Here is a 24,084-nt window from a genome sequence, read left to right on the forward strand (position 1 = left end):
CGGGCGTGGTCCTCGGCCGGCGCGATCTATGGCACCATCGCGTCGATGGCCGTGGTTGCCGGCGGGGCGTCGCCGGAGGCTCGTGGCGTAGCGCTCGTTATAACGAGCGCTACCCTAAGGTGGCCGAGGAGCCCGAGACATGAAGGAGGCCGGGGATGAGGTACTCGAAGGAGCACAGAGCGCAGGCCAAGGCCGCGATCGTGCGGGAGGCGGGCCGTACGCTCAAGGAGAACGGCTTCGACGGCGTCGGCGTCGACGGACTGGCCGCGTCGGCCCAGGTCACCTCAGGGGCCCTCTACTCCAACTTCGCCAACAAGGAAGCCGTCCTCGAAGAGGTCGTGGCCACACAACTGGGCATCGAGTTCGCCGGTCTCGACGGCCAGGAGCCGGCCGAGCGACGACGCCTGCTCGGCGAGGTACTCCGCATCTACCTCAGCGACCTGCACCGTGAGAACCCCGGAGACGGCTGTGTGATGCCGTCACTGAGCGCGGACGTGGCACGGGCGGGCGACTCGGTCCGCGAGGCGTACCGCCGCCGGATGGTCGACGTGATCGCCACCATCGCCCCCGCCATGCCCGGCGACGAGGAGGAACAGGTGCAGCAGGCCTGGACCCTCGTCGCCTCGATCGTGGGTGCCATCACGATCGCGCGCGCCCTCCCCGCAGGCGACCAGGCCCAGGCGATACTCGACGCCGTCCTCACAACAGCGCTGCAGTCGATCCCGGACGAACCCTGACGGGTTTTCGAACTTGAGCGGTGCCGCGCGATCTGCCCTACGGTGAGCGAGCCCCCGAGCCGGTGTGGCACCAGCGCCGTCACTGCGGCCCGGCGGGTGGGACGGTCAGAGTAACGACTGCGACTCTGGCCCCGGGCTGTTATAGGTGTGGTCGGCTGGTGGTGTGTGTTTCTTGCGGGTGCGGGACGCGCGCAGGTTCGCGATGTTGCCGCAGCTGCGTACGTTGTGCCAGACGCCGCTGCCGTTGCGGGAGGCATCGTAGAAGGCGGACCGGCACCCGGGCTCACGGCACAGCTTGAGCCGGGACCAGGTGCCGACACGCTGGGCCAGCAGGATCTCCGACCAGATGGCTGACGCGAGCCAGCCGGCACCTGTACCGACCGGGACCATGGCGACCCGCCCGAGCTCGTCGGTGACTAGGTTGACCTGGGCGCGCTGGGTGGCCGTGGACGGTGTGCCATCCGGGCCCGCGGGCCGCTGGTCCGGTGGGATCACGAGCATCTCCTGAACACTCGCCCGAAGCTCGCGCAGCGCCTCCAGGTCCTTCTCGGGCAGGGCCGAGGCGGGAGGATCCAGCCCGCGGTCGCCAGCCCACTGACGAGTGGCCTCCTGCAGCCACTGCTGTGCAGCCGCGCGGCCGGCCAGCAGGTCAGCTCCGTCGCGTTCGACGGCGTGCGTGTTGACCAGATCCTGCACCAGCGCCAGCCCGTCCGGAGCGCTGCGGGCCTCGAATCTCGCGGTCGCGATCCATGACATAGGCAAAGTTTACTTGACTTCGGTCATCGGGGCGAACATGCTTGACAGAGACAAACTGCCTTACGCTTCAGTCACACAAGATCTGGGCGTTTCTCAGCGTCGAACGGAGTACGAGATGACACCCGTCAGCGGAGCGACCGTCCTGGTCACTGGCGGACAGCGAGGGCTCGGCCGGCAGATCAAGCAGGAGCTGCGGCGGGCGGAGGCCGCGAAGGTGTACGTCACCTCGCGTACGCCGGAACCGGAGCCCGACCCGAGAATCGTTCCGCTCGCGTTCGAGCTGTCCGACCCGAACGCGGCCGCCGAGCTCGCGCGGACCGCCGGTGACGTCAGCATCTCCCGCTGAATGGACAGCACGAGTGGGACACGGGCGCGAGAGCGCCTGCTGGAAGCTGCTGACGAACTCTTCTACAGCGAGGGCGTGCAGACAGTCGGCGTCGACCGCATCGCCAAGCGAGCCCGCACCTCCAAGAAGTCTCTCTACCTGGTCTTCGGCAGCAAGGAAGCTCTCGTCCTCGCCTACCTCGAGGCACGCCGGACCTCCATCGAGGTGTCCATCACCCAGGGGCTGGCCCGCTTCGACACCCCCCGCGAGCGACTGCTCGGGGTCTTCGATGTCCAGGGCGACTTCTTCGCCGCACCGGACTACAACGGCTGTCCCTTCCTCGCCGCCAGCGCGGAGGCGGCGCGCGGAAGTCTCGTGGAGCGTGCCCACGCCGACTACCGCGCTTGGGTTCGCGCTCTGCTCACCGAACTGGCCGCCGAGGCCGACGTCCCGGATCACGAGGCGGCTGGACGCGAACTGCACCTGCTGTATGACGCCGCCAGCGTGGCAGCGCGTGCGGACCGCGACCCCTCGGTCGCAGCGGTGGCCCGTCACGCAGCAGCCGCCGTCTTGGCCCACCGGAACGCGCGTTGTGGCCGCAAACCATCGGATTCCGATCCACACCAAGGACACTGAATGCTGGCCAAGCTGGACAACGACCTTGCCCTTGACCACCACGTCTACGGCAAAGACCGGGGGCGATCCCCTTCTAGTCATCACTGGTACGTCTCTGTCGTGTGCCGCTCTGTGCCGACTTCGACAAGGGGCTCGGCGGCGAAGGCTATCGGGTCATCTGCTATGACCACCGTGGGATCGGCGCATCCACACGCGGCTCGGGCAACATCTCCATGTCGACCCTCGCCGCCGACGCCGCATCCCTGCTCGATGCACTCGGCGTTGGAAGGTTCCACGTACTCGGCTGGTCGCTCGGCTCCTGCGTCGCCCAGGAGGTGGCGATTGCTTACCCCGAGCTCATGACGTCTCTCGTTCTTGCCAGCACCTGGCACCGCGCAGACGGATATCAGCGGGCGCTCTACACCTCGTTTCGTCACCTCTGGGCAACAGGGGCCAGCGGAAATCGCCTGGACGGCGCAGACCGCCGTGTCGTTCTCCCCGGAGCTGCTTGACTCACCCGCGCCGACCGCGCGCTGTGTTTGTCTGCCCGCAACGATGGGCCTTCGTGGCAAGTCAGACGCTTCCATGCAGGAAGTTGAGAATAGGTTCCTTTTCGTATTTATCTTTCATAGAAAGGTTGGCCAATGGCTCTGCGTGAGGTCAATGGTGGCCTGGCGGGTGCGCGCGGGCCGAGTTCTGGAGGGCGGGTGCTCGTCGTGGGGGCTGGCCCGGTCGGACTGGTCGCCGCTGTCGAGCTGGCGCGTCGAGGCGTAGACGTCCGTCTTGTTGACAAATCTGGGGGCCCTTCCTCGGGCTCTCGGGGGAAGGGGCTGCAACCTCGCAGCATCGAGGTCTTCGACGACCTGGGGGTTGCTGGGCGCGTTGTGGCTACGAGCCGTTCTCGGCTGGCCATCCGGAAGTACCGGGGTCGGGCGGTCCTGGGAACGAGTGACGTGGTCCCCGACGCGCCGGAACCCACAGCGTCTACCCCGTACCCGCGCACCGTACTGATTCCCCAGTGGCGCGTGGAGGAGATTCTCCGCGAGAGGCTGGGCGAACTGGGTGTGAGGGTCGAGTACGGGTCGGAACTGGCCGGCCTGAAGCAGGACAGCGACGGCGTGCACGCCGTCCTGCAAACCGCGAGCGGGTCCGAGAGCGACTCGTTCTCTTATGCCATTGGTTGTGACGGGGCGTCCAGCACCGTACGCAAGCTGCTGGAGATCGAGTTTCTGGGGGAGACTGACGAGACGGTCCGGATGCTGACCGCCGATGTCGAGGTGAGCGGCCTCGACCGTGACTTCTGGCACTGGTGGCCCAGCACCGACGGAAAACTGCTGGCACTGTGCCCGCTGGCGGCTACCGACACCTTCCAGCTCCAGGTCGGCGTGGCACCTGACACTGCGGGAGAGCTGCCGCTCGCACAGATCCAGGCCCTGGTCCAGGAACGCAGCGGGCGCACCGACATCCGCGTACGCCGCGTCGAATGGCAGTCCATCTGGCGCTTCAACGTGCGGATGGTGGACCGATACCGCACAGGACGGGTGTTCCTGGCCGGCGATTCCGCCCATGTCCACTCGCCGGCAGGTGGACTGGGCATGAATACCGGAATCCAGGATGCCTACAACCTCGGCTGGAAAATCGCGCACGTCCTTCGCGGCGCACCCGCCGGGTTGCTCGACACCTACGAGCAGGAGCGACTCCCGATCGCCGCCGACGTCCTGCACCTCTCGTCCAAGCTCATCGCCGGACGCATCAAGGGAGTCGCACCAGGTGACCGACAGGGCTCCGACACCCTGCAGCTCACGGTGCACTACCCCGTCAGTGAGCTCAACGGCTCTCGCCGAGGCGAGCAGACGATGGTTCAGGCAGGCGACCGCGCGCCCGACTCACTGCTGCAAGGGCCGGACGGGAGTGCAGTTCGACTCTTCGACCTGCTCCGCGGACCCCACACGAGTGCACTCGCCTTCGGGCCACGCAGCTCCAAGGTCGCGGATGCTCTCGCCGAACACTTCCGCGACGACCTGAAGTCGTTCCCGCTCCTCCCGGCCGCATCACCCACTACCGAATCTGACATGACCCACTTCACCGACAACGAGGGCCACACCCACCAGGATTACAGCATCAACGGCGACACCCTGCTCATCATCCGACCGGACGGATACGTAGGCATGCGTGCCACCGACCCGGACGAAGCCGAGATCTTCCGGTACCTCAGCCAATTCCTCCCGACGGAACAGGCCAACTGTTGAAGCAACTCCTGGCATCTTCCCCCACGGCTGCACCGGAACGACGCTTTGGGTGGACAGGTTGTCCAACACCACATGGACCTCACGGCCGGAGTGCGGAGCGACGCCTTCTTCAGGAAGGCCAGAAACGCAGGCCCGTTACGGCGTGGCACGCAGTCGCCGATTACTTCACCGGTGCTGAGGTTGAGAGCGGCGAACAGGTTGGTGGCGCCGTGACGCACGTAGTCGTGGATACGTTGCTCGGTTGCGTCGAACTCGACCGGTAGTAACGGATAGGTGCGATCCAACGCCTGGACCTGGGGTTCTGGTCCAGGCTCAACACGACCGCCCGGCCCGGCGGTTCCAGTTGAAGGTGCCCTGCCCGTGCGGTTTTAGGCCCGTGCTCACGCCACAACTTCGCCACCCAACGATGCGAGACCGGTATCTTGTCGACCCGGGTCACATAGCCAGCCATCGTCGGGCTGGACCAGTGCGACAAACATGTCTCGGTTGGCTGTGTCGTACGGGTCAGGGCCAGAACCCTTGACCGGACATCCGCGGGCACCTGCTCACGAGGCCCGCCGGGCTGCCGAGCAGCCGTGCCGGGTTACGCCGAGCGTCGGCCCGTGGCGGCTTCACGTCGGTGGTCGCCTCACCACCCCGGACAAGCGAATCCCGTTGTTGGGCCCTGACGCTCCCGTGGGCTTCAGGCGTGGGGGTCTGGTCCTTCGATGGCGAGTAGCAGTTCACGCAGGTCGCCGGACAGCCGCTTCTGCAGTGCGGGGTCGATGGCGGAGAAGACTTCTTGTTCCGCGACGTCGTTGGCCTCGACCGCTTGTTGCTGGCGTTCGAGGCCACTGGGGGTGAGCGTGACGAGAACCTGGCGGCGGTCATCGGGGTCGACGTCGCGTCGGACGTAGCCGTTGCGCTCGAGGCGTCCGACGCGGTTGGTGATCGCGCCGGAGGTGAGCTGGGCCACGTCCAGCAGTTCACCGACAGTCAGGGTGCCGCCCGCGCGGCGCAGTCCGCTGAGGATCTCCAGCTCCCATAGCTCCATGCCGAGTGGCGCTAGCCGCCGGCGTACCTCGGTGTCCAACTTGCGGGCGGCCCGCCGCAGTCGCCAGGCGATCGCCTTCGCGGAGGCGTCACGCTCGGGCTCAAGCGTGGCGAGGAACGCCAGCATCGAGTCCACCCGGTCGCGTCGAGTGCTTGCTGTGGCCATGTCCACGAATATAGCAGCTTGAAGAATCTCAACGTCGTGGTAAATTTATCTTTACGTTCAGATAATGAAGGCGAAGGGGACCTAATCGTGGCGACGAACGCAAGCAGAGCGGGACGAAACGCCCCCGCGCACTCGCAGCGGCAAGGCGGACAGGCCGGCGCTCCCAGCCGGACCGTCGCGTTGACCATCACGCTGGCCGTTTTGGGGGTGTTCGTGACGTATGTGCCGATCACGGCGGTCAGCGACTCGCTGACCACGATCGGCGCCTCGACCGGCGCATCGACCGCCGACCTGCAGTGGGTCAGCGACAGCTACATCCTTCCGATGGCGGCGATGATTCTCTCGGCCGGTGTCTTCGGGGATCTTCATGGCCGCCGCCGCGTCTATCTCATCGGCATGGCGCTGACCGTGCTCGGCACGGTGATCGCGGCGCTCGCCGGCACGCTGAGCGGCATGTCCGCACTTCAGCTGCTGTGGACCGGTCAGGCCGTCACCGGCGCCGGCGCCGGTCTGCTGCTGCCGACCACGCTCGCGCTGATTGCCCACGCGGTACCCGATCTGCGGACCCGGGCGCGCTACGTCGCGCTGTGGGCGACCGGACTCGTGCTCGGCATCACCGTCGGACCGCTGATCTCGGGGACCATCCTGCGGTACGCCGGATGGGGCTGGGTCTTCGTACCCAACGCGGGGCTCGCCCTCGTCGCCGGTGCCCTCGCCGCACTGCGCCTACCGGAATCAAAGGCGCCGGACGGCCGCCACCTGGACTGGCCCGGCCAGATCACCGCGACGATCGCGATCGCCGCCAGCATCTTCGGTGTGATCGAGGGCGGCCAGTCCGGTTGGAGCTCGGCTCGGGCCGTTAGCGGACTGGCCGCGGGCGCTGTCGCGTTCGCCGCGTTCCTGGCTGTCGAGGCACGCTCGAGCTCACCGCTGCTGGACCTGTCCCTTTTCCGGTCGCCCGCCTTCAGCGCCGCCGGCTTCTCGGCGGTGATCGCGCTGTTCGCGCTCGTCGGAACAATCTTCCTGCTCAGCCTCTTCTTCGGTGCCGGGCAACACCTCTCACCGCTTGCGATCGGCGTGCGGCTGCTGTTCATCAACGGCGTCACCGCCGTGGCGAACCCGCTTGTCGGACGGCTGCTGACCCGCTGGCCACCTCTCGCGCTCCTCGCCGTCGGGCTCGCGCTCGGCTCAGTGGCGATGTTCGTGCTGACCGGGATGCAAGCCGACACCTCGATCGGGGCTGCCGCGTGGAGGCTCGCCACCCTCGGCGTCGCCGACGCATTCATGCTCAGCGCCGTCGCGGTCGCCGCCATCAACGCCGTCCCGCATCGCCTCGCCGGCATGGCGGCAGCCGCGAACACCGCGCTGCGGCAGTACGGCGCCGTCCTCGGTCCCGCCGTCCTCGGCGTGATCCTCACCAGCCGGATCGCGGGCGGCGCCAGCATGTCCTCCGCCCTGCACACAGCGCTGAACGTCAACGGCGTACTCCTGGTCATCGCCGCCATCGTCTGCGCAATGACGCTACGGCTGGGACGCAACACCGCAAACTAAGCACCGAATCCTTCACGGCACTGCTCGCCGTGCTGCCTTTTGACGGCAAATTGCCCAGGAGAAGCCAAGGAGAAGGATTCCTGCGCTGTACAGGCTGCTACCTCACCCTCCGATGAGGGGTGCATGGGCGAGAACGAGAGAGAAACGAGAGAGAAAAGAGAGGACAGGATGACCGCACGAAACGGCCGCGGCGAGTGGCACGGAAATGTCCAGGACGGTCCCGGAACAAACACCGTAAGGAACACAGTCAGGACAGGAGATCCGCCCACGGCAGACCACCCGACGGATGGCGCCGCGCCAGCTATCTGCCCCAGCGAGCGGAAACCCCCTCATTCGTAACGTCGCATCTGTCCCTAGCCAGCTATGCAATCGTCACCTCGCACAAACACGGAAAGGCAAGTCAATGAATCTCACCCGCGCCGCGCACCCGATAAGCGTGCGCGCACTCCTCATCGTCACCGCGGCGGTCGCCGGCATCGCCGGGCTGCTCATCACGGCCGGACCGGGAGCGTCCGCCCACACCGGACCCGCTCACGCCCGATCCGCCCCGGGCAGCGCTGCCCCTACGGCCCAGCCCGCCTGCCAACTCAACCCGTCACCCCCGGCCGGCTTCATCGAACGCAAAGCCAAAGTCAACGGCATCGGCATCAACTACGTGCGCGGCGGCCACGGACCCACCCTGCTCCTGCTGCACGGCTACCCGCAGACCTGGTACACGTGGAACCACATCCTGCCCGCGCTCGCCCGCCACTACACCGTCGTCGCGCCCGACCTACCCGGCGCCGGGCTGAGCGATGCTCCCGCCTCCTCCGCCACCTACACAAAGAAGGCCATGGCCGCCGACATCCACGCGCTCATGGTCAAGCTCGGCCTCAACCGCAACATCAGGCTCGTCGCCCACGACATCGGTACCACGGTCGCCTATCCCTACGCCGCCGCCCACCCCGATGACGTCGTGAAACTCGTGCTCAGCGAGGCCCCGATCCCGGACCCGACCATCTACACCTTCCCCTCGCTGACTCCGAACGGCCCCGGGCTGTGGTGGTTCGGCCTGTTCGCCGAGAAGAACGGACTGGCCGAGGACCTGATGACCGGCCGGGAGCAGCAGTGGGTGACCGACTTCATGCCGACGAGCGAGGTGGTCAAGGGCGCCCTCACCCCATGCGACATGGACATCTACGCCCACGCCCTCGCGCAACCCGGACACCTGCGGGCAAGCATCGAGTGGTTCGCCACCCTGCCGCAAGACGTCAAGGACAACGCGATCTACCAGAAGACCAAGCTCAGCATGCCGGTCCTCGCCATCGGCGCCTCAGGCAACCTGGGCACCCGTGAGGCCACCTGGGTCCGCCAGTACGCCACCAACGTGACCGGAGTAGTCATCCCGAATTCCGGTCACTGGCTCTACCAAGAGCACCCCGCAGAGCTCACCAGCATCCTCCTCCAGTTCCTGCGATAACCGGCGCTCAGGCGGCTGCCGCTGCGACCAACGGCAGCCGCCCGTCAGGAACCACGGCTGAATGCGCCCTGGAACAACATGGACTTCATCCCGGCCGCACGGACTGCAGTAGTCACCCGTGCCTGACGGCTGACCGTTTTCGTACAGTCCACGCGTGACGGCCGCTCCGCAACTCGTCGAGCTCGACGGCGACCCTTCGCCCGGGTCACTGGCCGAGGCGTCACACGTGACCTGGCACATATCCGACGAGGAACTCGTCGAGTGGGCTGCCACCATGGACATTCCAACTGCGGGTGAACTCGACGGCAGTGAACCTATTGATGACCCTCCGGCTGGGTTCTCGACCTGGGACGAGTGGCGCGGGCATCGCTGGCCGCCGTCGGTCTTCTGACGTCTGCTCCTCTCCACGCCTGCAAGCCGCGGCTACGACCCCTGGCCGATCGCGCGGACCGCGACCGCTCATCGGGATTGAGCGTGCGTTGGCCGGCGTCGCAGGATCAGGCCAAGGCTTCTAGCCTGTCGCGCATCAGTTGGCGGACTTGTGTCGCACATCAGGTGGCGGATCACAGGCGGGCCTAATATCGACGCGGGGCCGGGCCCGAATGCCTGCCATGACCCTGGCGTTGCCGTAGCCCGCCTTGTCGCCGCATGGTGAGGACATGGACGTCGACGCGGCCGCGGTCGAGCTGTACGGGCTGACCCCGGAGCAGTTCACCGCTGCCCGCAACGCAGCCGCGAAGACCGCCAAAGACGGCGGCGATGTCCAGACCGGCGAGGCGATCAGAGCCTTGCGGAAACCGACGCTCGCGGCGTGGCTGGCCAACCAGCTCGTGCGCGCCGACCCGGACGGCGTCAACGAACTCACCCAGCTCGGCGAACAGCTACGCCAGGCACACGTGTCCGGAGACGGCGCACAGCTGCGCCGGCTGACGCCACGGCGTCACAGCCTCTTCCAGCGAGTCGTCCAGACCGCGCGCGACCTAGCCCGGGATCAAGGCCGCCCGGTAAGCGAGCAGATCGCGCAGCGGCTGACCGAGACCCTCGACGCCGCCCTAGTCGATCCCGGCGCCGCGCAGCTGCTGCGGTCCGGGCAACTGACCAGCGCGCTACGCCATGTCGGGTTCGGCGTCGTCGACGAGACCGGAGAACCCGCCCAGCTCGCACCGGTCAAGCCCCGCGTCGTGCGCAGCCGCCCCGCGCCGCCAACCAAACGAGCAGCCAAACCGGTCAGGAAACCATCCACGGTCGACACCACACTTCGACGGCGCCGCACCGAACTGGAATCGCGCGCGCAGGAGGCCGAGACCGACTACACCGCGGCCGAGGCCGAACGGGCCGACACCGAGGCGAACCTCGACGCGCACGAACACCTCATCGCCGACCTCACCGCGACCATCCAGCGTCTCAACGAAGAACTCGAGCACGCCCGCCAGCAACTCCGCGACGCCAGCCGCCAGACGAGACGGCTCACGACGGCACGAGACCGAGCCACCCGAAACGCCACCCTCGCCCAGCGGCGCCGCGACGCGAACCAGCAACGACTCGCCAGCTTCGACAACTGACCCACTCTCCGCCAAAGCCGCGGTGACAGGATCGCGTCCTGCTCTCGGCGAGATGGCGCGGCGGATCAAGCTCGGCGACGTTGCATGCCCTGGTGTCGGTCTGACGCCGATCCGGCGCGCCGCCGATCGTGGAGTCAGGCCGCCGCGCCGATTCGCGGCTGTCGTGGCCAGTTTTCACCTGCGGCCGAGATCCAGCGGTGGCTTCCCGGCGTCTCTGGCCTGTAGGCCTCCGGTGTGAGTTTCTTGGGTGCGGATCTGGTCGTCGCGTGCGTCGAGCGCCCTGCGGTGTAATCAGCGTTCGGCGGCCGTGGCCGCGGTGGGACCCGTGTTGGGCGGGACCGCGGCATCGGCCGCCGAACGGCCGGGCTACACCCGGCCGGCTACATGCCGGTGCGGTAGGTGTCGTCGTAGTAGCCGCCGAGCCGGGTGCGGTAGTCGTCATCGGCGCCGGTGTCGGGGTCGTACTCGGGGGCGGCCTTGATCTGGTCCTTGGTGCGGTCGACGTAGACCTTCTCGTCGTCGTGGTCGACCCGCTCGACCACGCCGGCCGGTAGCAGCACCTTGCGGCCGAAGATCCACGGTCCGGTGTCGACCACGAGCCCGGCGGTGCCGGGCTGGTCGGTGGCTTGGTCGACCTTGCCGATGTCGCCGTCGGTGGCGGCGATCTTGTATCCGGTCAGGTCGGTGTCCTCGGTGTAGCCGGAAGTTGCTCGGTAGGTCCAGGGGTCGAATGGGTGCATCGACATCGCGGTCTGCCTTTCGGGTGCAGGTGGGCCGTGGCCCAGCAGGGAGCCCGTGACACGCGTGCGGGCTCGAGACCCGCACCCGGTGTCTCGAGCATTTGGTAGCGCGCCGGTACCCACCACCCACGGGATCAAGCAACACTCCGCGGGTTCAGCACACCGCCCGCCCGTGGGCTGGTGAGCGGCGTGCGAGCCTGGCGTCAAACGCGTGCTCCAGCTTTCGCTTCCTGCTCTGGCTGCGCGCAGTTCACGCCGTGCCTGATCCAACTCCTCGGCCAGGCGTTGGACCGCGGCCCGCACGTCGATGATGTGGTCCTCATTGGCGTCCAGCTCTCACACTCCTCTGCTCTGCACGCGTTCTCGGCCTCCTCATACCCGACTTCCGCAGCCGGGCCGCAGTTCCGTTCTGCCGCTTGAGGACCGCATCGTCGGCGTGCCGGGTGGAGATGGTCCCTCCGCTGCGCTCGGCCACGGCGCGGGCTTTGCCGGGAAGCTGGATCGAGCGGACACAGCCGCCAGGGGACGCGGTGTGGTCAAGCCAGGCGCCGTAGTCGCGGTAGAGGCCCGCGCGCTGATTTGCTTCCTCGGTGCCGGTGAACGGGTTGTGCCGCTTCCCGGGGTCGAGCCTGGTGGCTTGGTTGAGGCCTTCAAGGCCGCTCAGGACTTCTTGGGTGTGCCAGAGATGGTCGGAATGCGCGGCCTCCTCTCGAGACGTCTGTCTGTTCGATGCGTTTGGGCGCGGGCACCTGGGAGGGGTCGACTGGCTCCTTTCTCGAGCGGGAACCAGCTCGCGCTGGCGTGAGTGGACCGGCGTCGGGCCGCAGATCCTTCCGGCCGGCCAAGTAGTTCTGGGGTCTACGGGGGAGGTGGCCGGGAGGATTTGCGGTTGACGGTTGCGTGTCAGGCAGTGATCGCTGGGCACAGCGTTGGTAGCTGGTTGCGTGTCCTCCCCGAGGGGGTCAGTCAGGCGGACCCCGTGCCATCCCCGGCCCGGGGCAGTCGTGACGAGCGATCGGACGGTGGGTGTGGGGGCGGGCTGCAGTAGCGGCCGGCCACCCGGTCGTTGTCGTAGTTGCCAGTCGGATTCAGGAGCAGGACGAGGGTGTATTCGTCGCCGGGTCGACAACGGTTGGGCACCAGACGACCCTCTCATTACGAGGAGGAACGACAACGCCTCATCTGGTCTCCACCAGCGACTTTGCCCTCGCTGTGTTCGCACCACGACCACATGTCCCGCATGGGTTGACACCAGTTCGCACCACGAACGCGACCATGCCGGCGGAGGTGCCCCAACCTTGATTCAACGACCGCCCCACGCTTGCTGTGGCTATCGGGTCAGTTGGCAGCGTCGAAGGCCTCTCTGATGTCGCTCGGGACTCGTCCGCGGTCGTTGACCTCGTAGCCGTTGGCACGAGCCCACTCCTTCACGGTGCGGGCATCCGCGCCGACGGTCGAGCGGGTGACCTTCTTGCCTCGCCTGGTCCTGATCGGTCGCGCCGCATCGATGTAGACAGCCAACGCCTTTCGAAGCGCCGCGGCATTCTTGGTGCCGAGGTCGATCTCGTAGGAGCTGCCGTCTCGCGCAAAGGTCACGGTCTCTCCCCTACCGGCAGAGAGATCGGTGCCGTCGAGATCATCTGTGAGCAGGATCTCCAATCTCTGAGCCACTGGGTGCCTCCTCGGGAGCAGTGCAGTTAGTGCACAGCATCGTTCACCAACACACCACAGCCGCGGACCGACACCAATCGAGCCGGAGGCTCTTTACCTGCGTCGTGATGGCCGGAGCGACGTCCTCACCGACTCGAACTCGACGATGGCCCAGTCCTCGGTCCTGCGGCACCTTGACCGCCGAGCCCATGAACTCCACCCCCAACCTGTCTACGAGCCCTGGGCCGAGATGATGACCAGGGCCACGATCCGCTACCCGTTCCTGACCCAGCGCCTGCAAGAGTGGTCCCTCTTCCGAGCCGTCATGCTGGGGCAGCTATTGCATCCGGACGCCTTGCTCGAGTCATCCAACTGGCTCCAGCTCAATACTGCCAAGGCATCGGACGCCGCCGCCCTCGAGATCCTCGCCGTCAGCGGTCGCACCAAGCGGATCCGCAACTCCGCCAGGACCAACATTCAGCACCACGGCTCGCCGTGAGTCGCAGCTCAACTCATCCACAAGTCTTGACTATTACTCCGGCCGACGCCGGGTAGATCACAGGAAGCCCTGGCCAGGGGGCCGACGTTCCGCGTGGCTCAGCTCGCTGGGCCTATGATCTTGCCACCCTGTACGGTGATGTTGGCGGCCGGCAGCGGCCTGCTCGCTGGGCCGTTGGCCACCGAGCCGTCAGCGATCTTGAATTTGCTGCCGTGGCAGGGGCAGTTGATCGTGCCGTCTGCGACGTCCCCGACGATGCAGCCTTGATGCGTGCAGACCGCCGAGAAGCCCTTGAATCGGCCCGCGGTCGGCTGTGTCACGACCACCTTGGCGTCGCCGAACACCTTGCCGCCGCCGACCGGGATCTCCGAGGTCGTCGCCAGCGCGGCACCGGCGGTCTGTGCACCGCCCGGGGGTGCGCTGGTGCTCGTGCTACCGGCCGCGTCGCCGCCGTCGTTGCACGCGGCAATCAGCGGCACAGCAGCTCCCGCAAGCCCGATCACAGCCGCGCCGCGCAGCACGGTCCGCCGGTCGCGGGGGGTGTGTTCGGGTGTCGAAGGCTCCGTCTCGGTACTCATCGAATCAGTCCTTCCGGGGCAAGGCGAGACAGTCGAACGCTCTGGTCTCTCGGTGGTCTACCGGATGTGGACGTGGTTGTAGTCATCGTTGCTCCTGTCGGTGCGCGGTACAGGTTCGGACGGTCGCCAGACGCCTCGACTTGGCCCCGGGCCACGTCGAAGTGCCACCAGTCATCGGCAACGGTCATCGGTTCCCGCTCGCGCTTCCAGTAGGTGTTGCTGAACGTGTTTCGCGGGAGCCGGTACAGCCAGGCGGTCAGATTCGTGCCGGGCTCGAAGCGTGCGAAGCCGCTGTCGGCGCGCAGGTACGCCTCCTGCAGCAGCGGAACCGCCTCGGCTTCGAAGCGGTCCCTCAGGTTCTCGGTGTGGCACAGGGATCTCACATCATGAGCATCACTTGCATGGCGCGCCGTGTCGTCCAGGTAGGCACCCATCCCATCGGACCGCTGGCCGGGAGCCGACGTACCTGCCAGCAGGTACATCGGCGGATCGGTCGCAGCGACCGATGTCCGACGTACAGGGTCTGATGGTGGCGCATCCGGTGCAGGAGACAAGGCGAGGTCACGAGCACGCCGAATGAAACCCGTCCTAGACCCAGTTCGGAGTCTCGTTGTCGGAGGCAACCGCTCTGGCTGTCGGTACGGGCCGAGGTCTGCAGAGTGCCCGCCGCACGTGACCGGGGAGGTGGCGAACAGGATCAGGCGGCGACCCGGTCCGGATGGTCGAGGGCGTACCGCTGGATGACGAACCCTCCGTGTGAGTGCCCGAGCAGGTACACCCGGCGAACGCCCAGATGTTCCTGCCCGCGAGAGCGGGCGGGAGTACATCACCCTGCCCATCTATCTCCCGCACGACACCGACCCGGACATCATCTACGTCTTCGCAACGAAGCGCGGAGCACCCACCAATTCGATCATCGAACGGAACTGATCCGGCGGATCACCCGACGCTGTCGGACTTGCCGAGAGTCTCGAGGTAGAAACCGGTCAGCCTCGCGACCGCCGGGGTCACGTACTCGTCCTTGTCGTACAGGTCGTTGTGTACGGCGCCCTCGATCCAGACCAGCTCCTTCGGGCCCTGTGCCCGCTGGAAGGCCTCGACGCTCATCCAGGAGGTGACGGCCTCACGTCCGGCGATCATCAACAGCGGCCGCGGCGCGATCAGGTCGACCGCGCGGAACGCGTCGAAGGTGACGATGTGGTCGACGCTGGTCCAGGTGAGGGCCTTGGCCGAACGTGGATGCATGGCACGCGGAGTGCAGTAGTACTGCCAGCCCTCGAACACGTGCCGCCCGCCACGGCGAGCCTCCTCCTCCGTCGCGGGGAAGAGGTCGAACCTCTGTACGTCGTCACCGCGAGCCTCCGCCGTACGCGCCGCCGCGGCCGCGGCGAGCATGCGCTGCAGGACAGTCGGACTTTGGATGCCATCGGCACCCAACCGGAACTGCCGAGCGATGTCGACGGCACTCACCGTTCCGACAGCCTTGATCCGATGATCGGTACCGGCAGCCGCGAGGCTGTAACCGCCGGAGGCACAGATGCCGAGCACACCGATCCGGTCGGCGTCGACCTCCGCCCGGGTGACAAGGAACGACACCGCGGCCTTCAGGTCCTCGACCCGGTGAGCCGGATCCTCCAGACCACGCGGCTCCCCCTCGCTCTCACCCTGGTAGGCGGCGTCGAACGCGAGGGTCGCGAAGCCTTGCTCGGCCAACCGGCGCGCGTACAGGCCGGACGCCTGCTCCTTCACACCGCTGCCAGGGTGGCCGACGACGATCGCCGGACGCGGTCCTCCGGTGTCCTCGTCCGGGGTGTACAGGTGACCGGCGAGCTGCAGGCCGGCGCTGCGGAAGGTGACATCGGTTCGCATCAGTGTGCTCCTGATCGTGGGATTCGTGACCGTCGGCCACGTCCCCAGGCTCACCGCCGCCCGCGCCGCACTCCAGGGAGAGCCCTGCCTAGGCAGACCGGTACCAGGCACCGAACGTCGACCCCGTGGACACTGGAGTCATGACGCACGGTTCGACCGGCAACGAACTCGGCGAGTTCCTCCGCGCCCGCCGCGGCGCACTCGACCCACAGCAGGTGGGCATGCCGGACGACGGCCGCCTGCGTCGCGTTCCCGGCCTGCGCCGCGAGGAGCTGGCCCAGCTCGCACACGTCAGCGTCGACTACGTCGTCCGGCTGGAGCAAGGCCGCACCCGCCGAGTCTCCCGCCCGGTCCTCGACGCGCTCGCCGACGCCCTGCAGCTCGCCGCCGACGAACGCGACTACTTGTTCACTGTGGCCGACGTCGCACCGGCGACCCACGCCCGTCCCTCCGCCCGCGCCGCCGTGGCCCCGCAACTGCGCCAGCTCCTCGACACGATGTACGACGTACCTGCCATCGTGCTGAGCCGCACGATGGACATCCTGGCCTGGAACCGGGGTGCCGTCGACCTCCTGACCGACTTCGAGCCACTCCAGCCGGCCCACCGCAACCTGATCTGGCTGACCTTCCTCGACAACGACTTCCGGGCCCTGTACGCCGATTGGACGCGCGCCGCGCGCGAATGCGTCGCCGTCCTGCGAATGGAAGCCGGCCGCAATCCCGATGACCCTCAGCTGAACGCCTTGATCGGCGAACTCAGCATCCGGGACGCCGACTTCCGCACCTGGTGGGCCACACATCAGGTCCGCGGCCCACGCCAACTCACCAAGACCTACCGCCACCCGGTCGTCGGCGAGCTGACCCTCGACGTCCAGCAGTTCACCGTCGACACCCACCCCGACCAGTTCCTGGTCGCCTACACCGCCGAGCCCGACTCACCGTCGTACGACGGCCTCCGCTTCCTCCTGCAGTGGTCACCAACCGGAGCCCGCGGCGGCGCTGCGGATACGTAGGGTCATCGGTCAGGGCTGCAGCAGGCGACCGACCACCGCCCGCGACGCCTTCGGCGCATACCCAACGCCCCACGCCGAACCGGCAGCCATCACCTCATCAGCGTCAGCGCCTGGGCGGCGAGTCCGTCAATCGGACTGACTGTGAACGATAGAGGCATCCTTGGCGGTCAATGCAACGATCGCGGAGTCGAGGGAGCGCTCCAGGGGTGCCGATTGCCGATGCAGGTGCGCCAGGATCGTGCCGCCCTCCAACGCGGCCAGCAGCATGCCTCCTGCGTCGTCGGGATAGATGTCCGAGCGCACTCGGCCGTCGTCGCGGGCGCGCATGACCAGGCCTGCCAGAGATCCCGCCCAGCGATCGAAGAGCTCGGCGAGGATGCTGCGCAGCTCGGGCTCGTCGTCGACCTGACCGACGAAGGCGCCGAGTGGACACGTCCCGTACCCGCTATCGCGGTGGGCGGCAAGTACCTGGTCGCGCCATGCTCGAAGATCTGCGCACGCCGGATCGTGGAGCGCCGGTTGGGATTCCATCACGCGATCGAACTGGTGGTACAGCACCGCAGCCGCCAAGTCCTGGCGACTGTCGAAGTAGTGGTAGAGCTGCGACTTGCCCGTGCCACTGGCCGCCAGTACGTCGTCGATCGACGGCCCGGCCAGGCCATGGCGGTGCATGAGCTCGGCTGCCGCGGTGACGATCGCGGCACGGGTACGCCGGCCGCGTTCTGTCACCGGAGGTGCCTTCATAGTTCCCCTTCCAGGGTGAGCAGGGTCGCACTCACTGACCTTTCCTCTACTGTACTAAATAGTACAGTCACAGTATGACTACTACCTACGAGATCAGCGCGGCGGACCAAGCGCCCGTCCCCCCGACTTATCAGGCGGAACCTCGCTATCTGGGCTACCGGGAGGCAGACCGCGGCCAGCCGTACGCCAAGTTCTTCACCGAGCGCACCCTCCCGGTGCAGCCGCACGTCAATCAGGCACTGCTGGCGGGCATGGCTCCCACCGAATACGGTTACAGCCCGGCCGATGCGGTCCGGATGCTCACCCGGCCCGGCTACCACGCGATGGAGACCGGCTGGACGATCCTGGATGACGCCACGATCGCCGTGTCGATCTTGACCGACATGCCCGGCGTGACCGGTGAGATGTGGGACTGGTGGATGGGCTGGCACAGCTGCGAGTCCGCCCGGTACAAGCTGTGGCATCCGGAGGCGCACCAGTTCAGCGCGGTCGGTCAGCCGCGGAGCGGCGATCGCGACCTCACCGACCGGCAGCGCTACATCGGTAACGTCTCGTACGTCGATGAGTATGTCGGTGGTCGCCTGGCCCCGTTGGCCATCCGGTTCGTCGATCCCGCACGAATGGGCTTCGACCAGATCCCGGCCGGCGAGACGGTGATCGTCGCCCGGGTGGGGCCGAGTGTCGCGCCGGCCGCCTTCGGATGGATCGTCCACCAGGTGCGCGCCACCGATTCCGGTTCGGAGATGCGTAGCCGGTTCTTTCTGAACTACCCCCAGCAGCTCGAGCTGCCGCCCACGTCGGTGGCCCGGCCACCGGCCGGACGCGCGCCCGCCGGTGCGCCGAACCTCGAATTGCTCGGAGTCGGACTGCTGCACCACTGCGCGGCCGAGATGAACCACCTCGCCTCGTTCCTGCCCGAACTCCACGCCGCGTTCGACGGCACTCCGTGACCGCCCCCGTCTGATCCGGGACCCGGTCAGCCCCCGGCTGATCACCATCGCCTGCTGTCTCCCGTAGTTCCTGGCGTGTACCTATGTGACGACGGTCGGGTAGGTGCCGACCGACTTCGGCATCGCCTGCATGGCGGACCTGGCTGGCGAACGGGAACAAGTTGCTGCTGGCAACCTTATCCCGAGCGTGCGGTCGAGCGGGCGGTCAGCCGGGCTCCGGTGGCCGGCTCTGTTCAGGCTCGTCGGGTGGAACGCTGTCGCCAGCACCTTCGAGAGGAAGCGAGACGTCGATCACCGTGCCGTGTCCCACCGGGCTGATGACGTCGATCGACCCGCCGAGGGCCTCCACCGGCTGCCTGCCCACAGACAGAATCCGTCAGCCGCCCCTCGATCGCACCTTTCAGGGCGACGCGGCACACTTGAGCTATGGTCCGCCGACGTGCCGGGCGCCGTACGAACGTCGCCCTGCTGGTGCTGCTAGTTCTCGCGTTCGCGACCGGCTGGGTCGCGTTCGGCACGGGCGCCACCATGCCCGAGCGGATCGTCACAGTGCTGCACGGCGCCTCGGGCCTCGCGCTGGTGTTGCTCATCCCATGGAAGTCGCTGATCGTCCGGCGGAGCAGGGCGTTCCGGTCGGCTTCCTGGCGCGCGGCTGACGGCGTCACCCTCGGGATTCTCATCGCCGTTGCGCTCCTCGCGGGCGTCGTACATGTCCTCGGCGGCTTCCGGACCTATGTAGGTCTCACCCCGATGCAAGTGCACGTCGGCGCAGCGGTGCTCGCGGTGCTGTTTGCCGCCGCGCATGTGATCCGACACCCGCAGCGGCCGCGGCGCTCGGACCTGTCCCGGCGCACCCTGCTCCGCGCCTTCGCTCTCGGCGGTGGTGCGGCTGCGGCCTACCTCGCCGTGGAAGGTGTCGCCCGCGGGCTCTCGCTTCCGGGGAAAGACCGCAGGCCGACCGGCTCGCACGAGGTCGGCTCGAATCGCCCGCAGGCGATGCCCGTAACCCAGTGGGCACTGGACGCCGTTCCGGAACTTGACCGGGCCACCTGGCGGCTCCGTGTCGAGGTGGCGGGTCGGCAAGTGGTCGAGCTCGACCGTGACATGTTGCTGGCGATGGCCACCGACGAGATGGAGGCGGTGCTCGACTGCACTGGCGGTTGGTATGCCGACCAACACTGGCGTGGGGTGCGGCTCGACCGGCTACTGCCGGTATCGCTTCCGCCGGACGCACGCAGCATCGTCGCGGTCTCCGTCACCGGCTACGCGCGGCGCCTCCCGTTGCGGGACTCAGGACAACTGCTCGTCGCGACGCATGTCGCCGACCGGCCGCTGTCGATTGGGCATGGTGCGCCCGCAAGGCTCGTCGCGCAGGGTCGCCGCGGCTTCTGGTGGGTCAAATGGCTGGACCGAGTGGTCGTTGATACCCAGCCGTGGTGGTGGCAGCCACCCTTCCCGTTGCAGTGACTCGGCCGATTGACGAGTCGGTCTCCTCCGCCACGCTGGCGGCGAGGACACGACGCAGGTGCGGAATAGGCCCGCCCACGACCCCGCCAACGGCCTAGCCAGTTGCCGAACCACACGGACAAGTATGGCCACACCCCATCAGTTCAGCGTGGGACCACCGTGGGAGCAAAGAGGTGTCAACTCGATGCGATCCGAGTCAACAACCGCCGAACTGATGACATCTGGCGACGCCTGGAGGGGCCTAGGTCGGCGGTGGGTGCCGGCCCCGTTCCCGGCACTCACCACGACATGCCTCACCGAGGTCGTCGTCTGACGCCCGCCGCGGCCACGGCCAGTCCGATCAAGATGATGATCGGACCTGCCACGGCCCAGAAGGTAGTCCCGCTCATCGCACTGCCGCCGATGACGTTGGTGCCCTGCAGGGTGAACAACAGTCCCAGGACTGCCACAACGCCGCCGATGACAACCAGCAGACCCCTACTCACGTCTGTCAGCTCCTGAGATCGTCACGAACGGATGAGTTCTGCTGCTCGTTCGGCGATCGCGAAGACTGTCGCGTTGGTGTTCGCGGAGATCGGCGAGGGCATCACCGATGCGTCGGCGACTCTCAAGTTGCGGATGCCGTGGACGAACAAGCCGACGTCCACGACGGACCGCTCGTCGGTTCCGATCGCGCAGGTTCCGGCGTAGTGCGAGTAGCTCCGCAGGTTCTTTCGGACGTAGCGCCGCAACTCTTCGGTCCCGCGGACATCCGGCCCGGGAAGTGCTTCGCTGCCACGCCAGGGAGTCAGTGCCGGTGCGGCACCGATCTCACCGGCGATGCGCAGGCCGGCAACCACGATGTCGAGATCACGCTCGTCGGCGTAGTACGCCGGATCGATCACCGGGCGCGCACCTGGATCGTTGCTCGCCAGCCGAACCGAACCACGACTGTACGGCGCCATCAGCGCGACCGCGATCGTGTAGCCCTGACCGAGATCAGGGCCCGGCACCGTGGCAGCGTGCAGCGGAACGTCCACGAACATGAGTTGCACGTCCGGGCCGTGTGCACCGATGCCGGTGCTCATCAGACCCTGGACCTCACCGTGGTTGTTGACACCCGGCGGCACCGGCTGGGAGGACTTGTAGACCAGCCCGCACATGGGGTGGTCGTGCAGGTTCGCGCCGACACCGGGCAGGTCCGCAACCACCTCGATCCCGAGCTCTCGCAGGTGATCCGCTGGTCCGATCCCGGACAGCATCAGCAGTTGCGGCGTGCCGATCGTGCCCGCGGCGAGCACAACCTCGCCCGAACAGTCCGCGACGAATGTCTCGTCCCCGACGCGGTACTGGACTCCCCGGCAACGGTCGTCGTCCAGTAGTAACCGCTCGACCAATGCGTCCGTGACGACCTCGAGGTTCGGGCGGTCGAGCGCCGGGGTGAGATAGGCGTCCGCCGCGCTCTGCCGCCGGCCGTCGACGATGCTCAGGTCGCACCAGCCGAACCCCTCCTCCAGGCCGCCGCTGATGTCTCGCGCCATCGGGTGTCCGGCTTGAGCCGCGGCCGCAAGCCCAGCCTCCGCAATGGGATGCCGCTGGACTGCCGGACCAGGCCTGAGTGGGCCACCGACACCCCGCAGCGCGGGATCGCGACCTTCGGTGTGTTCGCTGCGTTTGAAGGCCGGAAGCAGATCGTCGAAGCCCCAACCCTTCGCACCGCCGTCGGCCCAGGCGTCATACCCGGCTCGATGCCCACGCACGAAGTTCATCGCGTTGATCGACGACGACCCGCCCAGCCCGCGGCCACGCGGCCACGCCACGGGAGCGCCAGTAGCTTGCTGAGGCAAGGTCTGATCGGCCCAGTCGGCTGTGGTTCCCATCAGGCTGCGCCAGGCCGGCGGGATCGCCATGGCTTCCAGCGGCTGCCGACCACCCGCCTCGAGCAACAGCACGCGTACGCCGTTCTCGGACAACCGCGCGGCCAGCACGCAACCCGCCGTACCGGCGCCTACCACCACATACTCGTAGCTCCGCATGTCCATCACCGAGCGGTCAGGGTGCCGAGCAGGCCGTGCTGCTCGTCGTCGGGTCCGGCGCTGAACCAGACCGAGTTCGGTCCCCCGGCGACGGAGTCACCGGTCAGCAGGCTCCACAGCCGCTCGATCCTGATCACGTGGCCCTTGGTGTCGGTGAGAGTGCCCACGAAGCGTCCGTTCCGCGGGTTGAAGGCGTGAATCGTCCCATCGCCGAAGTTGCCGACGAGAAGATCGTTGGAGAACCTGCCGAACTGCGCCGGTGCGATCTCCAGACCCCACGGCGAGTTCAGGGCGCCGGCCGAGGCGACCCGCTGCGCGTGCGTGCCGATGGTCGTGAACCGGTCGACGAAGCCGTGGCCGGCGCCGTCCGCCGTGTCCTGCCGGTCCGCGTCCTGCTTGGCGAAGGCGACGTACACCGACTGGCCGAGCACCCGCACGTTGAACGGCGCGTAGCCCCGCGGCAGTGACCGGTCGCGGAACATCTCCGCCGCGTTGATCTTGTGGAACGACGAGTTGAAGACGTCGACGCTGTTGTTGTGGAAGTTGGCCGCCAGCAGCAGCGGACCGAACGGGCTGTTGACCTCGGTGAGACCGGTGTAGAGAGCGTTCGGGGTGGTTGCTACCGTGACCGCCTGCGTGCCGGCGGCGCCGTTCCACGCGGCGATGGTTCCGCCGATGGTGGCGAAGATGAAGTTGGCCGGCGCGTTCGTGCCCGGTACGACGAAGCCGGACGACGCGCTGTTGGCCGTCTGACCGGTGACCGGACCGCCGGGCACCTTGACGACCAACTGCTTACCGGCGGGGGCGGCCACCACTGGGCTCCCGTTGACCGCGCCGGAGTACAACGTCGACACACCCGTGTTGGTGTCGGACGCCCAGACTGGCGAGTCGGCGGCACGGGACATACCCCACGGATTCACCAGATTCGGGTCGGTGAGCTGGGCCTTCCCCGGCTGGTCGGACACCAGATTCGTCTGCGTGACGCCATGCACCGGCGCCGGATCGCTGGGGTGACGGTACGGTGTGGCCGCGGCGGATCCGGTCGCGATCAGCGCGGCCGAGGTAGCAACGGCAGCGGTGAGGACCAGTCCGGGCAGACGTTTTGCGATCATGATGCGGCTTCTCCTTCGGGTTGCGCCGGCCGATCGGCCGGTTAATTGAATCCTCAACCGCAAGCCGGGGTCCGGTGAATCCCCTACCTGGGGGAACCCGTGGAGTCAGTCCGACACCAACGCCATCAGCTCGGCGCGTCCTTGGACTCCGAGCTTGGCGAAGATCGCTTTGACGTGGTCGTGCAGGGTGTGCCGGGAAATGTGCAGCATGGCGGCGATTTCCTCAGTTCGGGGCCCGCGCAGCAGGAGCTGGGCGACCTCGCGCTGACGTGCGCTGAGCGTATGCAGGCGCAGGAGCAGTGAGGAGAGATCCGACCGCGGGGCCTGCACGAGTGTGACGGTGACCCGTGCGGCGTCATTCGCAGCGCCATGCATCAGCCCACCCTGGACCAGCAGCCAGCGGCCGTCCGTCAAGCGGACGCGGGCCGATGCACGATCGTGGAGTCCGGCTCCCATCGCCACGGCGTACAGCGTCGACGTGGCGTCGCCCGGCATCAACGCGATCAACCGGTGCGCCTCCGCGGTCGCCGACACGATCCGGCTCTGGGCATCGAAGGCGACGACACCCGGTACGAGCGTCGCGGCGCCCGGCTCCGGCCGACGCGACAGACTGCGCCGCAAACCATCGGTGATGTCGTCGGCGATCGCGGCCAGGAACGCCCGCTCGTCGGCGTCGAAGTCCCGGGCACCGATCGCTCGGTAGATCGCGCCGTGGCCCCAGGTCGACCCGCCGGCGCGCAGCATCACCCGCAGTCCGTCCCCGATCCCGGCCGGACGGAGGATCTGCTGAATTCGAGGACTTTCCGCCGCGGCCGCGGCATCGAGCTCGCTCACCGCCGCGACAGGCACCGGCCGCCGCGCCAGCTCGGCCAGCTTGTGCACGTCGCCGTCCTGCTGGAGCTCGTTGCGCCACAACGCACGATCGAGCTCGGGTGGCTTGGCGCTCACGAGGGTACCGCTGGACAGCAACGTATCCGGATCCAGCGTCATCCAAC

Annotated in this window: 27 protein-coding genes; 14 read left to right on the forward strand and 13 right to left on the reverse strand. The window is 67.5% G+C overall.

Annotated elements, in window-relative coordinates; translation table 11 throughout:
* Window positions 1-155: 155 nt before the first annotated feature.
* Window positions 156-737 (forward strand): TetR/AcrR family transcriptional regulator, encoded by a 582-nt coding sequence (locus AB0I34_RS41575; RefSeq protein ID WP_360457337.1) that lies wholly within the window; start codon window positions 156-158, stop codon window positions 735-737.
* A gap of 105 nt (window positions 738-842) precedes the next feature.
* Here the strand turns inward: AB0I34_RS41575 and AB0I34_RS41580 are convergent, their stop codons facing one another.
* Window positions 843-1,493: a CGNR zinc finger domain-containing protein gene (locus tag AB0I34_RS41580; RefSeq protein WP_360457340.1), complete on the reverse strand. Its 651-nt coding sequence runs from the start codon at window positions 1,491-1,493 to the stop codon at window positions 843-845.
* Window positions 1,494-1,608: 115 nt separating this feature from the next.
* Here AB0I34_RS41580 and AB0I34_RS41585 point away from each other — a divergent pair, with 115 nt between their 5' ends.
* From AB0I34_RS41585 to AB0I34_RS41600, 4 genes are all read left to right on the forward strand, one after another.
* A complete protein-coding gene (locus tag AB0I34_RS41585) occupies window positions 1,609-1,839 on the forward strand; it encodes a KR domain-containing protein (protein WP_360457343.1) in 231 nt (76 codons plus the stop codon).
* The gene (locus tag AB0I34_RS41590; RefSeq protein ID WP_360457346.1) at window positions 1,840-2,454 is read left to right on the forward strand and encodes a TetR/AcrR family transcriptional regulator; all 615 of its coding nucleotides are present in this window, start codon (window positions 1,840-1,842) and stop codon (window positions 2,452-2,454) included.
* Window positions 2,455-2,555: 101 nt separating this feature from the next.
* Window positions 2,556-2,945: an alpha/beta fold hydrolase gene (locus tag AB0I34_RS41595; RefSeq protein ID WP_360457349.1), complete on the forward strand. Its 390-nt coding sequence runs from the start codon at window positions 2,556-2,558 to the stop codon at window positions 2,943-2,945.
* Between the two features lie 132 nt (window positions 2,946-3,077).
* The gene (locus AB0I34_RS41600; protein WP_360457352.1) at window positions 3,078-4,682 is read left to right on the forward strand and encodes an FAD-dependent oxidoreductase; all 1,605 of its coding nucleotides are present in this window, start codon (window positions 3,078-3,080) and stop codon (window positions 4,680-4,682) included.
* A 682-nt stretch (window positions 4,683-5,364) separates the two neighbouring features.
* Here the strand turns inward: AB0I34_RS41600 and AB0I34_RS41605 are convergent.
* Window positions 5,365-5,880, reverse strand: coding sequence for a MarR family transcriptional regulator (locus tag AB0I34_RS41605; RefSeq protein WP_360457355.1), 516 nt, complete (start codon window positions 5,878-5,880; stop codon window positions 5,365-5,367).
* An 87-nt stretch (window positions 5,881-5,967) separates the two neighbouring features.
* Here AB0I34_RS41605 and AB0I34_RS41610 point away from each other — a divergent pair, with 87 nt between their 5' ends.
* From AB0I34_RS41610 to AB0I34_RS41625, 4 genes are all read left to right on the forward strand, one after another.
* Window positions 5,968-7,431 carry an MFS transporter gene (locus tag AB0I34_RS41610; RefSeq protein WP_360457358.1) on the forward strand — a complete coding sequence of 488 codons (1,464 nt, stop codon included), beginning with the start codon at window positions 5,968-5,970 and terminating at the stop codon, window positions 7,429-7,431.
* A gap of 436 nt (window positions 7,432-7,867) precedes the next feature.
* Window positions 7,868-8,890 (forward strand): alpha/beta hydrolase, encoded by a 1,023-nt coding sequence (locus AB0I34_RS41615; protein WP_360457361.1) that lies wholly within the window; start codon window positions 7,868-7,870, stop codon window positions 8,888-8,890.
* A gap of 154 nt (window positions 8,891-9,044) precedes the next feature.
* Window positions 9,045-9,281: a hypothetical protein gene (locus AB0I34_RS41620; RefSeq protein WP_360457364.1), complete on the forward strand. Its 237-nt coding sequence runs from the start codon at window positions 9,045-9,047 to the stop codon at window positions 9,279-9,281.
* 268 nt (window positions 9,282-9,549) lie between these two features.
* On the forward strand, window positions 9,550-10,452 hold the full coding sequence (locus tag AB0I34_RS41625; RefSeq protein ID WP_360457367.1) for a hypothetical protein: 903 nt from the start codon (window positions 9,550-9,552) through the stop codon (window positions 10,450-10,452).
* A 380-nt stretch (window positions 10,453-10,832) separates the two neighbouring features.
* On the opposite strand, the gene AB0I34_RS41630 is transcribed toward AB0I34_RS41625, so the two are convergent.
* The gene (locus AB0I34_RS41630) at window positions 10,833-11,198 is read right to left on the reverse strand and encodes a PRC-barrel domain-containing protein (RefSeq protein ID WP_360457370.1); all 366 of its coding nucleotides are present in this window, start codon (window positions 11,196-11,198) and stop codon (window positions 10,833-10,835) included.
* A gap of 1,332 nt (window positions 11,199-12,530) precedes the next feature.
* The gene (locus tag AB0I34_RS41635) at window positions 12,531-12,863 is read right to left on the reverse strand and encodes an Lsr2 family protein (protein ID WP_360457373.1); all 333 of its coding nucleotides are present in this window, start codon (window positions 12,861-12,863) and stop codon (window positions 12,531-12,533) included.
* Window positions 12,864-13,095: 232 nt separating this feature from the next.
* Here AB0I34_RS41635 and AB0I34_RS41640 point away from each other — a divergent pair, with 232 nt between their 5' ends.
* Window positions 13,096-13,341: a hypothetical protein gene (locus AB0I34_RS41640; protein ID WP_360457376.1), complete on the forward strand. Its 246-nt coding sequence runs from the start codon at window positions 13,096-13,098 to the stop codon at window positions 13,339-13,341.
* Between the two features lie 98 nt (window positions 13,342-13,439).
* On the opposite strand, the gene AB0I34_RS41645 is transcribed toward AB0I34_RS41640, so the two are convergent.
* The 3 genes from AB0I34_RS41645 to AB0I34_RS41655 all read right to left on the reverse strand — a co-directional run bounded on the left by AB0I34_RS41645 (window position 13,440) and on the right by AB0I34_RS41655 (window position 14,697).
* Window positions 13,440-13,919, reverse strand: a complete 480-nt coding sequence (locus AB0I34_RS41645; RefSeq protein ID WP_360457379.1) for a Rieske 2Fe-2S domain-containing protein — start codon at window positions 13,917-13,919, stop codon at window positions 13,440-13,442.
* Window positions 13,916-14,353 carry a hypothetical protein gene (locus AB0I34_RS41650; protein ID WP_360457382.1) on the reverse strand — a complete coding sequence of 146 codons (438 nt, stop codon included), beginning with the start codon at window positions 14,351-14,353 and terminating at the stop codon, window positions 13,916-13,918. The genes AB0I34_RS41645 and AB0I34_RS41650 overlap by 4 nt, the downstream gene beginning before the upstream one ends.
* A gap of 263 nt (window positions 14,354-14,616) precedes the next feature.
* Entirely contained in the window at window positions 14,617-14,697 is an 81-nt protein-coding gene (locus AB0I34_RS41655; RefSeq protein ID WP_360457437.1) for an alpha/beta fold hydrolase, read from the reverse strand.
* Here AB0I34_RS41655 and AB0I34_RS41660 point away from each other — a divergent pair.
* Window positions 14,676-14,849: a hypothetical protein gene (locus tag AB0I34_RS41660; RefSeq protein ID WP_360457384.1), complete on the forward strand. Its 174-nt coding sequence runs from the start codon at window positions 14,676-14,678 to the stop codon at window positions 14,847-14,849. The two genes, AB0I34_RS41655 and AB0I34_RS41660, sit on opposite strands and share 22 nt — an antisense overlap.
* A gap of 9 nt (window positions 14,850-14,858) precedes the next feature.
* Here the strand turns inward: AB0I34_RS41660 and AB0I34_RS41665 are convergent, their stop codons facing one another.
* The gene (locus tag AB0I34_RS41665) at window positions 14,859-15,788 is read right to left on the reverse strand and encodes an alpha/beta hydrolase (protein ID WP_360457386.1); all 930 of its coding nucleotides are present in this window, start codon (window positions 15,786-15,788) and stop codon (window positions 14,859-14,861) included.
* A gap of 140 nt (window positions 15,789-15,928) precedes the next feature.
* Here AB0I34_RS41665 and AB0I34_RS41670 point away from each other — a divergent pair, with 140 nt between their 5' ends.
* A complete protein-coding gene (locus tag AB0I34_RS41670) occupies window positions 15,929-16,801 on the forward strand; it encodes a helix-turn-helix transcriptional regulator (RefSeq protein ID WP_360457389.1) in 873 nt (290 codons plus the stop codon).
* Between the two features lie 126 nt (window positions 16,802-16,927).
* On the opposite strand, the gene AB0I34_RS41675 is transcribed toward AB0I34_RS41670, so the two are convergent.
* Entirely contained in the window at window positions 16,928-17,545 is a 618-nt protein-coding gene (locus AB0I34_RS41675; RefSeq protein WP_360457392.1) for a TetR/AcrR family transcriptional regulator, read from the reverse strand.
* Between the two features lie 74 nt (window positions 17,546-17,619).
* Between AB0I34_RS41675 and AB0I34_RS41680 the strand changes: the two genes are divergently transcribed.
* Together AB0I34_RS41680 and AB0I34_RS41685 are read left to right on the forward strand one after the other, a co-directional pair.
* Window positions 17,620-18,495 (forward strand): hypothetical protein, encoded by an 876-nt coding sequence (locus AB0I34_RS41680; RefSeq protein WP_360457395.1) that lies wholly within the window; start codon window positions 17,620-17,622, stop codon window positions 18,493-18,495.
* Between the two features lie 426 nt (window positions 18,496-18,921).
* On the forward strand, window positions 18,922-19,962 hold the full coding sequence (locus tag AB0I34_RS41685; protein ID WP_360457398.1) for a molybdopterin-dependent oxidoreductase: 1,041 nt from the start codon (window positions 18,922-18,924) through the stop codon (window positions 19,960-19,962).
* Window positions 19,963-20,255: 293 nt separating this feature from the next.
* Here the strand turns inward: AB0I34_RS41685 and AB0I34_RS41690 are convergent, their stop codons facing one another.
* The 4 genes from AB0I34_RS41690 to AB0I34_RS41705 form a co-directional block, all read right to left on the reverse strand.
* Entirely contained in the window at window positions 20,256-20,447 is a 192-nt protein-coding gene (locus AB0I34_RS41690; protein WP_360457401.1) for a hypothetical protein, read from the reverse strand.
* 21 nt (window positions 20,448-20,468) lie between these two features.
* Window positions 20,469-21,977: a GMC family oxidoreductase N-terminal domain-containing protein gene (locus tag AB0I34_RS41695; protein WP_360457404.1), complete on the reverse strand. Its 1,509-nt coding sequence runs from the start codon at window positions 21,975-21,977 to the stop codon at window positions 20,469-20,471.
* A gap of 5 nt (window positions 21,978-21,982) precedes the next feature.
* Window positions 21,983-23,089 carry a TIGR03118 family protein gene (locus AB0I34_RS41700; RefSeq protein WP_360457407.1) on the reverse strand — a complete coding sequence of 369 codons (1,107 nt, stop codon included), beginning with the start codon at window positions 23,087-23,089 and terminating at the stop codon, window positions 21,983-21,985.
* Between the two features lie 105 nt (window positions 23,090-23,194).
* Entirely contained in the window at window positions 23,195-24,079 is an 885-nt protein-coding gene (locus tag AB0I34_RS41705) for a helix-turn-helix transcriptional regulator (RefSeq protein WP_360457410.1), read from the reverse strand.
* Window positions 24,080-24,084 lie beyond the last annotated feature (5 nt).

Source organism: Kribbella sp. NPDC050281, from assembly GCF_040655855.1.
In the GTDB taxonomy this organism is placed as follows: domain Bacteria; phylum Actinomycetota; class Actinomycetes; order Propionibacteriales; family Kribbellaceae; genus Kribbella.